Here is a 15,580-nt window from a genome sequence, read left to right on the forward strand (position 1 = left end):
GCTTGCGCGCGGCGCAGCGCTGTTCCAATGTGCGCGGATGATCGATCGCCCCTCCCCGCCCGCGTGCGCAAGTTCCTGCTGAATCACCGCAAGCTCCTCGGCCTCGCCCTGCTGCTGATGCTGGCGCAGGCGGCCTGCGCGCAGCCGCCCACGGTGCAGTTGCAGGAACTGACCTGGACCGAGTTGCGCGCGCGCATCGAGACCGGCAGCACCACCGTCATCATCCCGATCGGCGGTACCGAGCAGAGCGGGCCGTATATCGCGCTGGGCAAGCACAACGCGCGCGCCGCGGCGCTGGCCGAGCGGATCGCGCGCGCGCTGGGCAACGCGCTGGTGGCGCCGGTGGTCGCCTACGTGCCCGAGGGCAACATCGCGCCGCCGAGCGGGCACATGCGTTTTCCCGGCACCATCACAGTGCCCGATGCCGCGTTCGAGCAGATGCTGGCGTCGGCGGCCGAAAGCCTGGCGGCGCACGGCTTTCGCCACGTCGTGCTGCTCGGCGACCACGGCGGCTACCAGCGCGACCTGCGCCGCGTGGTGGACCGGCTCAACAAGCACTGGGCCGGTTCGCCCAAGCACGCGTTCGCGCCGCCGGAATACTACGCCGCCAGTTCCACCGGGTACGCCGCGCTGCTGCGCCGGCGCGGTTACCGCGACGACGAGATCGGCACCCACGCGGCGCTCGCCGACACCTCGCTTCAGCTGGCAGTCGCACCGTCGATGGTGCGCGCCGATACACTGCGCCACGCGAACGCGCCGGGCGCGGCCGACGGCGTCTACGGCGGCGATCCGCGTCGCGCCACCGCCGCGCTGGGCCAGCTCGGCGTGGACCTGATCGTGGCGCAGACGGTCGAGGCGATCCGCAAGGACGTCGCCGGACACTGACCTGCCCGCACCCCCCAACCGACATTCGTGGACCGGACATGCTGCCGAGGACCTTCACCATCAACGCGCACACCTCTCACCCGCACCGCCGCCGCGCCGGCTTCGCCCTGCTCGCCTGGCTCGCCAGCGGCGCGGCGTTCGCCGGCGGCGTGCAGACCGTCGCCGGCATGCCGCCGGTGACCAACCCGGCCAACCTCTATGGCGATGCCGGCGTCAACATGCTCAGCCCCGCGGTGGCCGGCGCGCTGGCGCGCATCTACGTGCCCAACCTGCGCTCGGACAGCGTCAGCGTGATCGACCCGGTGACGTTCAAGGTGGTCGACACTTTCAAGGTGGGCCGCAGCCCGCAGCACGTGGTGCCGGCCTACGACCTGCGCACGCTGTGGGTCACCAACAACGCCGAGGACCGCCCCGACGGCAGCCTCACCCCGATCGACCCGACCACCGGCAAGCCCGGCCGGGCAGTGGCGGTCGACGATCCGTACAACATGTACTTCAGCCCCGACGGCCAGTACGCCATCGTGGTCGCCGAGGAAGACGCCCGGCTCGACTTCCGCGACCCGCACACCATGGCGCTGCAGTTCCGCCTGCCGGTGCCCGGCTGCAAGGGCATCAACCACGCCGACTTCTCCATCGACGGGCGCTACGCGATCTTCACCTGCGAATTCGGCGGCAAGCTGGCCAAGATCGACATGGTGGAACACAAGGTGCTCGGCTACCTGCGGCTGAAACGCCACGGCATGCCGCAGGACATCCGCGTGTCGCCCGACGGCAAGGTGTTCTACGTCGCCGACATGATGGCCGACGGCGTCTACCTGATCGACGGCGACAGCTTCACGAAAATAGGCTTCATCCCCACCGGCCTCGGTACCCACGGCCTCTACCCCAGCCGCGACGGCACCCGCCTGTACGTGGCCAACCGCGGCACGCACAAGATCCACGGCGGCCCCCACGGCAAGGGCAGCGTCTCGGTGATCGACTTCGCCACCCGCCAGGTCGTCGCCAACTGGCCGATCCCGCACGGCGGCAGCCCCGACATGGGCAACGTCAGCGCCGACGGTCGCATGCTATGGCTCTCCGGCCGCTTCGACGACGTCGTCTACGCGATCGACACCACCACCGGCAAGGTGCGCAAGATCAAGGTTGGCATGGAACCGCATGGCCTCACCGTGTGGCCGCAACCGGGGCGGTATTCGTTGGGGCATACGGGGATCATGCGGTAGGGTGCGCACTGCTCGTCATTCCAGCGAAAGCTGGAATCTAGCGCCTTCAACCAAACGCCAAGACACTGGATCCCAGCTTTCGTCGGGATGACGGGCTGTTCAAGCATCCCTGGGGCGATAGGGGCACGGGTACTACGGGAAGAACGCCCATCGGGAAGAGCGTCATCGGCCTACTGCATGCCCCGTCCGATGGCTCGAGGGCACGTTCGCGCGAAGAAGGGCTAGACGATATCTGGCCCATGCCAACCGGGCGTTTGCGGCTCGCCATCCTTGTAATAGCGCGCCGTATCTGCCAATGCTTTCCAGCGCTCGATTAAATCCGGGTCGGCCGTCTGACCACGAGGTGGCGCGGGCGTGCCTTGTTCGATATGTGCATGACCTATGAAAAGGCCTTCGCGTGAATCTGTCACGCGCGCCTTTGCTGCATCGACTTCTTCTGCCCGCAAGGCTGCCAGGCCTATGTAAGTCTTCGCCGCGATTTCAACGGCTTTGTCCTTACAACCATCGTTGCCTAGATGGCGTTTGCGCATCACGCTCACATCGTCTCTTTCGGCCAGCGGTCTAAATGCTGCCGATTTCAGCCGCCCCTTCTTCTCATCGTAGTGATACGGAGTCTTGATCACTCTGACGATGACTTCGTCTGGCGCTATTTCAACCGGCAAATCCCCCTCCAACGGGCGAGCCTCTTTTAAAACAATGCACGCTGGACGAGCGAGCCAAGATTGTCGATGTCGGTGATATTACCCAACGATCCCATGTCGGTCGTGCGCTTGCCTGACTTAGTCTTCATCAAGAAGCTGTAAGTGGTGTGGCCGATTTCGAGCAGGGCGGAACCTGCGTCGGACTCCCACTCGAAAGTTAGGGTGTCGCCAGCGTTGGGCGTGATTTCCGGTGGGGGAGTGCGATTCAGCAAACGCAAGCCGACACTCTGGGCTTGCTGCAAGGTTAGGGTGCTGATCGACTCGGCACCTTCGCCATCCCAGCCTGCCACCAATGACTTCAACTCAGCCAAGCGCTGGCGCAGGCTTGCTTCGAACAGGTGCGCAGGATTGAAGGCATCGCCGGTCCACTCCGAGCGTGCTTGCGGTGCGGGCTGTGCGTAGGTGATCGACGCGCCATTGTCGTAGTTGACTGGCATCGTGACTGCCATGAGCATCATGCGTTCCCCCCGACTGGAACCGATTGCAACTTGTCCTGTATGGACTGGGTCATGTCCACGAAAGTTCCGTGAATCAGATCGTGCGCCTTGTCCAATGCCGACAGAATAGCCTGTTTGTCGCTTGGGAGTGCATTTTCAATGCGCACGTCAGTATTCATCAATACGACGGAATCCGTCCCAAGCCGGCCGTCAGAGACCGTGATGGTCATCGCCATCCCAGGCACTGGCAGCCCCACTTGGAACGACATTCGTGCCTGTACGCCTTCGGTCAGTCGTGCCTGCAATGTGGGCGGCAACTCCAAACAAAAGCCTAGGACCTCTGTAGCGAATGCTTTGGCATCACGGCCGGAGGTCAAGGCGTGTTTGAAGGCATCGATATAACGCAGATTAACATTCAGCTCAGGCTTGTCAGTCAGCGCTTCGAGCAGGCCTTCGACACCCCCCTCCAAATGGGGATGGAACTCCTTCCACGACTTGTAAGGCGGCAACGCGTTGACGCTGAACATCCCTGGTCCTATCTGTGCCAATACAGGCACTTCGTCCGTGCGTCTATACCGATACATCATCTGTGGCAACAGCACAGGCATTGATGAGCCAGGTGGAACCAGTTGTTCGAGTCGATCAAACCCATGATTGCCTACGGCAGTGGTTGTTCGATGGAACAACGCGGCCATGGCATTGTCGGCCAGCACAATGGGAAGCTGAATCGGGTTCCCTGCCTGATCGGCGGCCGCCAGTTGCGGTACTTGCCAACGCAACTCGGCAACGATTTCGACCAGTGGTGCGTTCCGGAAAGTTTCGTTCACTGGGCGGCTCCTCATTCTTCGGATTATAGAGGCAGACCATGAACACCGATACCTACTCTCGCGGCGAGAGTAGATGCACGACACTGAGGTTGCACAACTGAATCTCACGGACCGTCGTCACTGACCGCGATGGACCGAAAGCGGACTTCTGTAACGGGCACCAGCACACTTCTCGCCGCCTTCCCTGGGTCACGCTGCAGACCTCGGCGCTGCCAGCGCACTCAAGGCCACACCACGACTACGGTCACGATCAGCAGCAACGCCAGCGGATACAAACTGGAACGATCGGGGAAACCGGGAAACCGGGACGGAGGAAGTTAAATAGAGAAGGAAGCGGCCGGCGCGCCGCTTCCGCTTTGCTCTGGCTCTTCTGAAAAGTGCGGGCCACGATGGCCCGCTGCTCTACCCGGGGCCCCTGTGCGGCGGTGAGTCGGGGACGACAGGCCGCGCAGCGGGAGCCGACAGGGATGTCGGCTCCTTTTCGCCAGGGCAGGCGACGGCATGGATGCCGGAGTGGAGGCAACGCAGGAGCGGTTGCCCGATGCCCTGTCGAAAAGCCCGGCCCCGGCTCACGGACTTGCCGGGCAGGATGCCCGGCAAGCGCCAAGCGGGGTGCTCTTTCTCTTTGGTTACTTTCTCTTTGAGCACGCAAAGAGAAAGTGACTCGGTCGCCGTAGGCGATCGACCGCTCTTGCCTTTGAACGCCCTGGATCGAAGGAAACACGCGGGTACAAGCGTTGCTCGTGAGGGTTCGTTGGGCACGAATGACGCGCGGGAAAGCCGGCGGGCAGTGCCCGCCCTACGTCCACCTTTCGAATCATGCCCCGAGCTTCGGCGCGACCGGTGTATTCAAGGCAACAACACAAACACCGTCACGATCAGCAACAACGCCAACGGATACAAACTGGAACGATCAAACAGTCGCGCCGCAGCGCGGCCATCGCGGGTCACCGCCAACCGCACCGCCGGCACCAGCAGCAGAACCACGCCGGCCAGCAATACGGCGAGCTGAAACGGCCAGCCCAGCGCCAGCGGCGAAAGTCGCGCCAGCAGCAGGCTGCCGGCCACGACGAGACCGAGCAGCCCGAGCACCAGCCAGCCGGCGGCACGCAGGCCGAACACCAGCGGGATGGTGCGCGCGCCGATGGCGCGATCCTCCTCGATGTCGTTCCAGTCGGCGGGGATGTTCTGCCCGCCCACTTCCCACAGCATCAGCCAGCCCAGCATCAGCGCCAGCCCCGCCAACGAAGGCGTCGGCACCACGGCGAATACGGCGGCGACGGGGCCGGCGGATTTCACCAGGCCGCTGACGACGGTGCGCCACCAGGTGACCTTGAGCAGTTTCACGTAGGCCAGTTCCAGCAGCGCCGCGGCGATGAGGATGGCGAGGATCCACGGGTTGAGCAGCCAGATGCCGAGCACGGCCAGCGCGAACCACAGGCCGAACCAGGCCAGCGCGCCTTTCATGCTGATCAGGTTCTGTGCCAGCGGGTAGCGCATCGTGGAGGCCTCCACCGCGTAGCCGGGGGTGAGCCCGCGCGCCACCTTCCGGCGGTCGTCACGGACGCCGGCCAGGTCGTTCAGCGCGTAGATCGCGGTGTAGCCGGCCAGTGCGGTGCCCAGGCAGAGCGCCAGCACCGGCCAGGCGGGGAAATGGCCGAGCCACAGCAGGGCGACGAAGCCGGGCATGGCGATGTCGAGCACGCCGTGCAGCGAGCGCGAGAGGGCGAGGAAGCGGCGCATGCGTTCAACCCCGCTTCGTGAAGCTGGCCATGTAGTTGATGTCCTCGCGCCCCGGCGCCACGCGGAAGCTGCGCTTGAGCGGGTGGTACATGAGGCTCGCCACGGCGTTGAACTGCAGCCCCGCCGCACTTGCCCACGCGCGCATCTCGGTCGGGCGGATCAGCTTGCGGTAGCTGTGCGTGCCGCGCGGCAGCAGGCCGAGGATGTACTCGCCGGCCACGATGGCGAAGGCGAAGGCCTTGAGGTTGCGGTTGATGGTGGAGAAGAACGCCACGCCGCCGGGCTTGAGCAATCGTGCGCAGGCGGCGATCATGCGCGCCGGCTCGGGCACGTGTTCGAGCATCTCCATGCAGGTCACCGCGTCGAACGTGCCGGCTTCCTCGCGCGCCAGTGTTTCCACGTCGATCTCGCGGTAGTCGATGGCCAGTGCGCCGCGCGCGGCATGCTGGCGCGCGACCTTGAGCGACAGCGTGGACAGGTCGATGCCGGTGACCCGCGCGCCGTGTTTCGCCAGCGCCTCGGCGAGGATGCCGCCGCCGCAGCCCACGTCCACGACGCGCGGCGCGGTGCCGGTCAGCCGATCGGTGATGAAGCGCAGGCGCAGGCCGTTGATGGCGTGCAACTGGCCCATCTTGCCGTGCGGGTCCCACCACAGTTGGGCGATGCGGTCGAAGTGCGCGATCTCCGCGGCGTCAACATTCGGCGAGTCGGTCATGGGCGGGTGCGATCCAGGATTGCAGGGTGGCGATGGCGGCGTCGAGTTCGCCGCGGCGGATGTCGTTGACGAACACGCCGGCACCGACGGCGATCGGCAGTGGCACGCGCTGGGCGCCGTTGCGGTGCTCGACGCGATCGAGCAGCGATTGCCACATCAGCGCGCCGTCGAGCAGTTCCAGCGGCGGCGCGAGGCCGAGCCGGCCGACCAGGGCGAGGATGCGCGCGGCGGCGGCATCGGCGAGCAGGCCGCGATGGTGGGCGATGGCGACGGAGACCAGGATGTCCAGCAGCACCGCCTCGCCGTGCAGCAGGCGATCCTCGTGGCGCGTTTCCAGGCCGTAGCTGAAGCTGTGGCCGAAGTCGACCACGCGTGCCAGCTCGTCCTCGAACAGGTTGGGCGCCAGCTCCTGCAGCATGTCGTCGATGGCGCGGTCGAGGATGGCGCCGCCGTGCTCGCCCTGGAACGCGCCGGCCACGCTGGCGGCGCCGTGGCGTTCCAGTTGCGCGAACAGCGCCGCATCCTTGATCACGGCGAGCTTGATGATCTCGCACACGCCGTTGTGCAGGTGGCGGCGCGGCAGCGTGCGCAGCAAGCTGCGATCCAGCAGCACGCGGCGCGGCGGCTCGAAGCTGCCGAGGCGGTTCTTGCGGCCGTTGAAGTTGATCCCGGTCTTGATCCCCACCGCCGCATCCACGTAGCCCATCAAGGTGGTGGGCACCTTGATGTGCGGCACGCCGCGGCGATAGCTGGAGGCCACGAAGCCGACCACGTCGGTGAGCACGCCGCCGCCGATGGCCAGGATCGGCTCGTCGCGGCGGTGGATGGGGAACTCGTCCAGCGCGCGCAGCAGGTGCTGCCACGCCTCCATCGTCTTGCCGCCCTCGCCGCCGGGCAGCGCGACGATGCGCGCGGTCACGTCGTGCTGCGCAAAGTAGGCGGCGAGGCGCACGCCGTGGTGACGCAGCACCACCTCGTCCACCACCACGAAGCGGCGGCCGCCGGCACGACGGCCGTCGGCCAGCAAGGCGTCGCAGGCCGGGTCGAACACGTCCGCGACGTTGCACAGCTCGTACTCGACGCGGCGCGTCTCGCTGACCCGCCAACGCGTGAGCGCCGCGTTCACGCGACCTCCCGCCACGCCGCGCGCCGCGCCAGCACCTCGCGCGCCACCGCCTGCGCGGCGGCCAGGTCGTGGTGGCGCCAGTGGCCGCATTGCTCGATGCGCGCGTAGGGCACGGCGGTGGCGCCGAGCACGCCGTAGAGCACGGTTTCCAGGGTCCGCTCGATCACCTCGCGGCGACCCTCGTTCAACAGCGTGAGGTAGAAACCGGTCCGGCAGCCCATCACGCCCACGCCGATGAAGTGCCCCGGCAGCAGGCGGCCGAAACCCTCCAGCAGGAAGTGCTCCAGCGAATGCGCCTCGACCGTGCTCAGGCAGGCGTCGGCATTGGGCAGGCGCCAGCGCAGGTCGATGGTGCAGACCACGTCGCCGCCCGCCCCCGCGTGCACGCCGCGCAACTTCACGCTGGGTGCCTTCAACCGGCGGTGGTCCAGCTCGCCGACGGTGTCGGCGGCCCAGCCCCAGGCGTCGAGGTCGATCCGCATCGATCAGCGCTGCGCGATCGCGGCGAGGTGGCGATGGCTGGCCTGCAACGCCTCCTGCCACGCATCCACGTGGTGATAAAGCTCCACCGAACCGTAGCCATGGAAGCCGTGCGCGTTCAGCGCGGCGAAGCTGGCCGCCAGATCCAGCGTGCCCTCGCCGGGGATCTCGTGGAAATGCACGACGCCGGTGCGCGTGTTGGCGACCATGACGTCCACCAGCGCGGGGCCGCGCGCGCCGCGCAACCAGGCGAGGATCGGGTGGGCGCGCTCCAGCGCGTCGAAGCTGATGCCGGGCACCGAGATCAGGTAGGTGAAGATCTCGTCGTCCAGCGGCGAGGTGCCGGCGTGCAGGCTGCCGTAATCCACCCAGCGTGCCGCTCGCGCGAGACCGGCACGCGCCAGCAGGGCATCGATGCGCCGCTGCCGCGCGGCATCCGGCGCGCGATCGGCGAAGTACAGCGGGTGACTGCCATCCAGCAAGAGGTAGTCGGCGCCGTCGGGGAAATACACCAGCGTGCTGGCGTGGTCGAGGTTGACGGCGAGCGCGTCGCTGTCTTCCGCGATCTTCAGGTTCCAGCCCGCGCGCGCATCGGAGATGTGCAGGTAACGCGCCTGCGGCGCGGCCTGCGCCAGCGCGGCGAGGTAGTCCGGCTCGGAGCAGTAGGCATGGCAGAGGTCGATGTGCAGCGCGAAGCGCGGCGAACCGACCGCGGCGATCAGCGCCTGGCCCTGCGCCAGCGTCTCGATAGCCATGCCGGGCTCGGGTTCGATCAGCAGGGTGATGTCGTCGTCGTCGCGGATCTCGCCCAGACACTCGCGGATGGACTCGGCCAGCACGTCGAGCGGGTCCACCTGCGGCTGGCGCACATGCTCTTCGCGCACGAAGCCGCTGCCGCAGGTGACCAGGTTCGTGCCCAGCTGTCGCGCCACGCGAATGCCGCGCTTGACCAGGTCGATGCGCCGCTTGCGCCCGGCCGTGTCCAGCGACATCAGCGAAGGCTCGTGCGGCCGCGAGGGCGTGAAGAAGTGCGAGGCGGTGGCCACGCAGGCCGGCGCGATGCCGGCGCGCGCCAGTCGATGCTTCACTGCACCGAGATCGTCATCTCCGAGGTCGAACGGATTGAAGTGGTCGCGATGAAAGGCGATCTCCATCCCCGCATAGCCCGCGCGCGCCACCGCGTCGATGGCATCGAGGAAGGGCAAACGGGTGAGTCCGAAGCTGCTGTACGCGAGATCGATCATGCGCCGTGCCGGAGCGTGAGCCCGGTGTGGACAAAGTGGCGCAAGCGTGTCGGCGCGGTGGCCGGGTCGCCTTGATTCAGGTCAACGAAAGCGGCAACGGGAAGCGGGCGCGACAAAACGCGTCGATGCCGGCGACCGCCATCGTGCGCCGCGTTCGCCGGCTTTGTCCTTCACCACCACCCTCGGCCGTGGCGCGAGGCGGCCTCGCGATCCGCCGCGGATCGCGCTGGACCGATACCGGGCGGCTCATCGGATGAACCGCACCGAGCCCACGCAGACGCTCACGACCTGCATCGCCGGCACCGGCTGCAGCGGGACGAGCGTGATGCTCACCTTTCCTCCCGCCTCCAGTTTGCCCCCGGTCGCGACGATGAACGTGCCGGGGTTGTCCGGCGGAAACAAGCTGAAGCTTCCGAGGTAGCCGGCCTTGCCATCGCGGGCGTGGAAACGCACCACGAAGGAAATCGGTATCCGCTGCGGATTGACCACCCCGGCGACCACCACCCGGACGAACGCCTGCTCCGACGCGGCGACGGAAGCGGCCTCGACAGGCTGTTCCAGCGTCGGCGCCGCCAGGCTCAACCGGTGCCCGGAGCCCGCGCAACTGGCATGCTCGTGGCCACCGGCGGCCACGCCGGCGCAGGCGGCATGCAGGCACAGTGTCACCAGCAGCAGTTGCATGCGCTGCCGTATCCGATGGCCGGTGCGCCCGGGAAAGCTCATCCGTCGCTGGCCCTCACGTGTACCGGCGCGATGAGGAAACCGACGTTCTTCAGCATCAGCGGCATCGCCGGTTGCCGGAACTTGCCCTCGGCCGGCACGGCCACGATCTGCACCGCCAGCGGCTGGTCGGTTCGCACCACGCCGTTCCGGTGCAGCCGCTTCAGCGTCTGCGTCACATCGATGATGAAGTCGGTCTTGTGATGATGCGACGGGTGATCACCGGAATCGTCGGACGTGGCCTGCGTCCCGAAAAAAGCGTAGCTGCCGGCGTAGTGGATGTCGCTGGTCGGTGTCTGCGCATTGGCATCCGGCAGGTTGATGAACACGCGCACGAAGAAGTCGTTGGCTTGCGGCTGCTGCGCGTAGTCCACGTTCAAGAACACGCGTTCCCGGCGCGCGTCGGACTCCAGCAGTGCCGCAAGGTCCGCGGTCATCAGGCGGGCCTGCCGTGACACCGGGCGGTCCAGGCGAAGCGTCACGTTTGCGGCGATCGGCACGCGTCGCCTGATGTCGAATCGCACCGGCGCACCCTTGCGGATGCGCGCCTCGATCAGCTTGGCCTGCTGCGCGCTCAGCCTGAGCATGTCCAGCGGCGTGGCAAAGTCCCCGACCCTGCTGCTTTCGTAGCAGTAGCTGAGCAGCGGCAGCAGCGGCGTGACACCCGCGCTGATGCTGACGGGGTTTCCGTTGCCATCGACGAAATGATTCCACGTGGTGTTGATCCAGGTCGGGTCGCTCGGGTTGTCGTTGTGCAGTTCGATGTTCCACTTGGCCCAGCAGTAATCGACCATGCAGTGATGCGCCCAGAAAATCGGGTCCTGCGGCGAGCCACCCGTACCCATGTCCATGCCGATGATGACGTGTGCCGTGTTGTGCGGCGTGCCTTCGAGCTGCGAGCTGAAGGTGATGAAGTTCGCATCCGAGAGAATGGTGGTCATGGTCGGATCGTTGAACGCGGCATTCGACCCGACGGTGGTGTTGCTGCGCGGATGGTCGAGGGCGCTGCCGGCGGCCGTGAACGCCGGATGCATCGCGGGGTACCGGTTCCAGTTCCAGTAGGGCAGGCCGAAGCTCTTCTCCCCGGTCAGTTGCTGGCAGATGCGTTCGAAATACAGCAGATAGGCGCGGTGCCAGGAGAAGAAATGCACGGTGCCGTGCTGGCACAGGTTGAAGCCGCCGCTGACCGTTCCGTGCAGGGCGGCCTGCGCATTCCAGCTGCGCGGGTCGGAATCCGGCAGCGCACGCATCTTGATGACGGCCTCCCGATAGACGTCCAGCGCGTGCTGGACTTCCGGCGAGCCGGTGCGCAGGTAACGGCGCACGGGCCGGTTCTGGATGTCCTTGATGAGTTGCTCGCAGCCGCCGAACATCGCCGAGGTGACCAGGCCCAGGCTCACGAGGCCCAGGCCCTTCACGAACACGCGCCGATTCATGTCGCTTGGTTGATCCAGGTAGTTCATCCCGGTGCCCTCCCAGCTCGTTGGATAAATGCCCTCGAAAGGCGCACGTTGCAGAGACGACGATGTACCCATCAGCGCAGCCAGAACCACAGGCCGCTGGCGATGGCCACGGCAGCGGCAATGGCAAGCACCCCGACGGTGAAGTTGAGCGTTGAGCTCACGTTGCAGCCGGGCGTTCCCTTTGCCGCATCCCCGCGTTCCGATGTGCTCATGTCCGTCGACCCCGCTCAGAAGTACACACAATGCTTGCTCCACCTCACCAGCGCGATTTGCACGTTGGTGAGCACCGGGTTGGCGACCGGCGTCACCGGGTTCATCAGGTTGGCCGTGTCGCTGTCGTGCGGCAGCCAGCAGGCGTGACCCATCTCGTGGGCAGCCACGAACGCCTGGTCGGTCGGCTTGGCCTCGATGACCACGTAATTGTGAGTCGAGGCGAAGCTGCAGCCGTTGGTTCCGCTCGGGGTGACGTCCCGCACGATGAACACGATGATCTCCGCGCCCAGTCCGATCAGCCTGCGGAAGCTGTCCTTCGGCTTGCAGGTGGCGGAGGCGAACTCGAAATACGAGCCACCGACCCACCAGTCGCTGAAAAAGCCGCCGCCGTCGCAGCCAACCACCAACCCGTCGTCGGGAGCCGCGACGTCGGTGTGGCAGATGCCGGTGAAGATCATCCGGATGTTGCACAGACGATCGTAGAGATCGATGGCGGCGTCGACCTGGCGCTGGATATCGGCGTCGGTGACGATGGGGCGGCCATTCACCGACGGCACCACCACGCCGAAGTACATCTTCTTGCGCAGGCGGATGCCCAGCAGCGAGCCGACGAAGTCGAACAAGCCGACCAAGCGCCAGATCACTTCGGTCACCCAGTTGATGATGGTGCGCAGAATGCCGCCGAGGATCGGGATGCTGAGAACCATCTCGACGAGGAAGCCGATCGCGTCGAGCACGACGTTGACCATCTCGCACACCACGCGCGTAACCCACTTGCCGACGGTGACGACCACGAAGGTGACGACCTTCACCAGTACCCAGGTCATCCAGCACAGCCACTTGTTGCAGCACAGGCACCACCAGTTGCAGTCCTGCTCCTCGCAGACTTTCTGCAACTGGTTCACCCAGGTCTCGATGGGTTTCTCGACCTGCTCCTCGACCCAGTCCTGGACTTCCTTGCATACCCGCCCCATGGTCACGACTCCGTTGGCAAGGGAAACCGCACCGCGCGACGCGGCCGTCGCGCCAGGCAGCGATCCAGGCGACGCAGCAGCAGGGACAGACGCAAGCGGTTGCCGACAATGCCGGCCAGCTTGCCGAGAACGGCCGCCGCCACCAGTACGCCGATGCCCCGCAGCAGCGCCCCCGCGCTCACGCCCAAGCCGCCGGCAATCCACCACGCCAGCTGCACCACGAAACAGCCCGACACTGCCAACGCCGCAACCGCGCATCCGCACGCCCGGTGCAGGCCGTTCACGCGCGTCTGCAGAGCCGCCGTGGCGCTGCGGAACATCGGTGGGGAAAGGATGATGCGGGTGGCAGGCGAGATCGCGAATGGCAGCCACAACGTGTGGCGCAGCTGCGCCAGCGACGAGCGCGAGTCGATGCGCCAGGAGTTCGGGCGAGCAGGTGCGGTCGGCCCCGTGCGTGCCAGCCGTCCCTCGGCGCGGGGCGGGGCAGTTGGCCTGGCCCTACGCTGCCACCACGCGACGGGCTCGGTTCGCGGCACCGGTTGTTGCGCCGTCTCGCGTTCCCTGTTCGCAGCGTTCCTCTCGCGCACGTGCTGCCCCTCCCGCCCGCGATGCCGGTTGCCGGCACCGCCCTGTTCGGCGTGAGCAAGTCACGTGCCATCCCGGCGGGCACGCCGCAGCCCGCCCTGTATCGGCTTCCACGCGCGTCCCCGCCTTGACGAATGGGGCAGCGCCGACCCGCTTTCACTCCGCTGGCGGGTCATGCGCTACCCGGCGCCCGGCTCAATCCACCGGCGTATGCCGCGAGCGGCTCACCTCGACGGGCGCCACCGCGCTGGCCTTGTTCGACCACGACTGGCGGACGTAGCTGACCACGGCGGCCACGTCCTCGTCGCTCAGTTGCTGCGCGAACGGCGGCATCGAGTACGGCCGCGGATTGGCCGCGGTGGCCGGCGCGAAGCCGCCCAGCAGCACGCTGCGGATCGCGTTGATGCTGGTCGGTCCGGTGACCGAGGTGTTGCCGTCCAGCGGCGGATAGATGCCGGCCACGCCCTGGCCGTTGTCGCCGTGGCAATCGGCGCAGTGCTTCGCGTAGAGCTTGCCGCCCTGCTCGTGGCTGGCCGCCTGGGGGAACGCGACCGGTGCGGCCGGCGCGCGCGGCGGCAACGCTTGCAGGTAGGTCGCCACCGCCTGCAGGTCGGCGTCGGTCATGTGCTGGGTGCTCAGCCGCACCACGTCGGCCATCGGTCCGAACGCGCTGCCTTTGGACGACTGGCCGGTCTTCAGCAGGTCGATGACGTCCTGCGCGCTCCAGCCTTCCAGGCCGCCGCCGCTGCGCGTGCTGAGATCGGGCGCATACCAGTCCAGCTGCGGGATCTGCCCGCCGGTGAGGTGCTGGTTCTGCTCGATGCCGCCGAGCGAATCGCGCGGCGCGTGGCATTCGTTGCAATGGCCCAGCCCCTGCACCAGGTAGGCGCCGCGATTCCACTGCGGCGACTGCGCGGGATCGGGCTGGTACACGCCGGGCTTGAAGTACAGCGCGCGCCACGCCACCAGGCTGCTGCGCACGTTGTAGGGAAACTCCAGGCCGGTCGGCTGGGCCGGCTGGTTCACCGGCGGCAGCGATTTCAGGTAGGCGAAGATCGACAGCGCATCGTCGCGCGTGACCCTGGTGAACGAGGTGTAGGAGAACACCGGGTACAGCAGCTGGCCGTGGCGGCCCTTGCCCAGGTGCAGCGCGGCCCAGAAATCGTCGAAGCTCCATTGGCCGATGCCGGTGTCCGCGTCCGGCGTGATGTTCGGCGCCGGCACGTCGCCGAACGGCGTGGCCAGCGAGCGGCCGCCCGCATACGGCTGGCCGCCGCGCGCGGTGTGGCAGGCGGCGCAGTCGCCGACGGTGGCCAGGTACTTGCCGCGCTCGATCCGCGCCGGATCGACCAGCGCGGCCGCATCGGCCTCGCGCTGGACCGGCGTGGACGGTGCGCGCTGGTCGCGCGCCAGATACCACCACGCTGCCGCGCCGATCAGCAGCAGGACCACCAGCAAGCCGACGCCGCGTCGCAACCACTTCATGGATTCACCTCGCTGTGGCCCATCACGCACCAGCCCGGCAGCGGCGTCGTCTGCGCCGCGGCGGGCTGCGGGTGCATGTCCGCCGCCGGCGCGTGGCTGGCCAGCCACGCGGACACCGCGGCGATATCCGACTCGCGCATGCGGTTGGCCACCACGCCCATGCAATACGGCCCTTCCGCCGCGCGGGTATGCGTGCGCCACGACACCAGCTGGTTGCTGATGTAGCCGGAGGACAGACCGACCAGGCCCGGCATCATCGGCTCGAAGCCGGTGAGCTTGTCGCCGTGGCAGCTTACGCACGAAGGCACGGCGCGGGCGGGATCGCCGTGCAGCACCACCTGCTCGCCGCGGCGCAGGACCTCGGCCGACACGGCGGGCTGCGGCCAGCGGTGGTACGGCAGATCCTGCGCGGCGAAGTATTCCGCGATCTGGCGCAGGTAGGGCTGGCTCAGCTGGCGCACCACATATTCCATCGGCGCATGCCGGCGCTGGCCGGACTGGAAGTACTCCAGTTGCTGCAGCAGGTAACCCGCCGGCTTGCCGGCCAGGCGCGGCGCCAGCACGCCATCGGGCGAACCCTCGCCGCGCGCGCCGTGGCAACTGGTGCACGCGGCCACGCGCTGTTCCAGGGTGTCGGGAGCGGCTGCGGCCAGCGCGGCCGCGGCACTGCAAAACGCAAGCAGCGCGACCGCCGCGCGAAGCGACGAGCGTCGGTAACGGGGACGGATCATCCGCCCATGGTAATCCCGGGCGCCGTTT

At 67.2% G+C, this 15,580-nt stretch carries 16 protein-coding genes; 2 read left to right on the forward strand and 14 right to left on the reverse strand.

Translation table 11 applies throughout. The features are described from left to right. Window positions 1–63: 63 nt before the first annotated feature. Window positions 64–885, forward strand: a complete 822-nt coding sequence (locus tag ACFCQI_RS06180) for a creatininase family protein (protein ID WP_395120542.1) — start codon at window positions 64–66, stop codon at window positions 883–885. 38 nt (window positions 886–923) lie between these two features. Beyond that, window positions 924–2,108 (forward strand): YncE family protein, encoded by a 1,185-nt coding sequence (locus ACFCQI_RS06185; protein ID WP_395120544.1) that lies wholly within the window; start codon window positions 924–926, stop codon window positions 2,106–2,108. Between the two features lie 221 nt (window positions 2,109–2,329). Here ACFCQI_RS06185 and ACFCQI_RS06190 read toward each other — a convergent pair whose 3' ends face one another. From ACFCQI_RS06190 to ACFCQI_RS06255, 14 genes are all read right to left on the reverse strand, one after another. Continuing rightward, window positions 2,330–2,731 carry a hypothetical protein gene (locus tag ACFCQI_RS06190; protein WP_395120546.1) on the reverse strand — a complete coding sequence of 134 codons (402 nt, stop codon included), beginning with the start codon at window positions 2,729–2,731 and terminating at the stop codon, window positions 2,330–2,332. 65 nt (window positions 2,732–2,796) lie between these two features. Next, the gene (locus ACFCQI_RS06195) at window positions 2,797–3,267 is read right to left on the reverse strand and encodes a hypothetical protein (RefSeq protein WP_395120548.1); all 471 of its coding nucleotides are present in this window, start codon (window positions 3,265–3,267) and stop codon (window positions 2,797–2,799) included. Continuing rightward, window positions 3,264–4,073, reverse strand: a complete 810-nt coding sequence (locus ACFCQI_RS06200) for a TIGR04255 family protein (RefSeq protein WP_395120549.1) — start codon at window positions 4,071–4,073, stop codon at window positions 3,264–3,266. Before ACFCQI_RS06200 ends, ACFCQI_RS06195 begins: the two co-directional genes overlap by 4 nt. An 849-nt stretch (window positions 4,074–4,922) precedes the next feature. Continuing rightward, the gene (locus tag ACFCQI_RS06205) at window positions 4,923–5,816 is read right to left on the reverse strand and encodes a UbiA prenyltransferase family protein (RefSeq protein ID WP_395120551.1); all 894 of its coding nucleotides are present in this window, start codon (window positions 5,814–5,816) and stop codon (window positions 4,923–4,925) included. 4 nt (window positions 5,817–5,820) lie between these two features. After that, window positions 5,821–6,531 carry a bifunctional 2-polyprenyl-6-hydroxyphenol methylase/3-demethylubiquinol 3-O-methyltransferase UbiG gene (ubiG, locus tag ACFCQI_RS06210; RefSeq protein ID WP_395120553.1) on the reverse strand — a complete coding sequence of 237 codons (711 nt, stop codon included), beginning with the start codon at window positions 6,529–6,531 and terminating at the stop codon, window positions 5,821–5,823. Next, window positions 6,509–7,657: a sedoheptulose 7-phosphate cyclase gene (locus ACFCQI_RS06215; RefSeq protein ID WP_395120555.1), complete on the reverse strand. Its 1,149-nt coding sequence runs from the start codon at window positions 7,655–7,657 to the stop codon at window positions 6,509–6,511. The genes ubiG and ACFCQI_RS06215 overlap by 23 nt, the downstream gene beginning before the upstream one ends. Then, window positions 7,654–8,139, reverse strand: a complete 486-nt coding sequence (locus ACFCQI_RS06220) for an S-ribosylhomocysteine lyase (RefSeq protein WP_395120557.1) — start codon at window positions 8,137–8,139, stop codon at window positions 7,654–7,656. The genes ACFCQI_RS06215 and ACFCQI_RS06220 overlap by 4 nt, the downstream gene beginning before the upstream one ends. 3 nt (window positions 8,140–8,142) lie before the next feature. Next, window positions 8,143–9,381: a sugar phosphate isomerase/epimerase family protein gene (locus ACFCQI_RS06225; protein WP_395120559.1), complete on the reverse strand. Its 1,239-nt coding sequence runs from the start codon at window positions 9,379–9,381 to the stop codon at window positions 8,143–8,145. 246 nt (window positions 9,382–9,627) lie between these two features. Continuing rightward, window positions 9,628–10,062 carry a hypothetical protein gene (locus ACFCQI_RS06230; protein WP_395120561.1) on the reverse strand — a complete coding sequence of 145 codons (435 nt, stop codon included), beginning with the start codon at window positions 10,060–10,062 and terminating at the stop codon, window positions 9,628–9,630. Window positions 10,063–10,100: 38 nt separating this feature from the next. After that, a complete protein-coding gene (locus ACFCQI_RS06235) occupies window positions 10,101–11,819 on the reverse strand; it encodes a tyrosinase family protein (protein ID WP_395120563.1) in 1,719 nt (572 codons plus the stop codon). Next, the gene (locus ACFCQI_RS06240; protein ID WP_395120564.1) at window positions 11,792–12,751 is read right to left on the reverse strand and encodes a hypothetical protein; all 960 of its coding nucleotides are present in this window, start codon (window positions 12,749–12,751) and stop codon (window positions 11,792–11,794) included. The genes ACFCQI_RS06235 and ACFCQI_RS06240 overlap by 28 nt, the downstream gene beginning before the upstream one ends. Window positions 12,752–12,753: 2 nt before the next feature. Next, entirely contained in the window at window positions 12,754–13,035 is a 282-nt protein-coding gene (locus tag ACFCQI_RS06245) for a hypothetical protein (RefSeq protein WP_395120566.1), read from the reverse strand. A 496-nt stretch (window positions 13,036–13,531) separates the two neighbouring features. Next, window positions 13,532–14,821 carry a cytochrome c gene (locus ACFCQI_RS06250; protein ID WP_395120568.1) on the reverse strand — a complete coding sequence of 430 codons (1,290 nt, stop codon included), beginning with the start codon at window positions 14,819–14,821 and terminating at the stop codon, window positions 13,532–13,534. Next, entirely contained in the window at window positions 14,818–15,552 is a 735-nt protein-coding gene (locus ACFCQI_RS06255; protein WP_395120570.1) for a c-type cytochrome, read from the reverse strand. Before ACFCQI_RS06255 ends, ACFCQI_RS06250 begins: the two co-directional genes overlap by 4 nt. Between the last annotated feature and the right edge of the window lie 28 nt (window positions 15,553–15,580).

Source organism: Rhodanobacter sp. FW102-FHT14D06 (assembly GCF_043950705.1).
In the GTDB taxonomy this organism is placed as follows: Bacteria; Pseudomonadota; Gammaproteobacteria; order Xanthomonadales; family Rhodanobacteraceae; genus Rhodanobacter.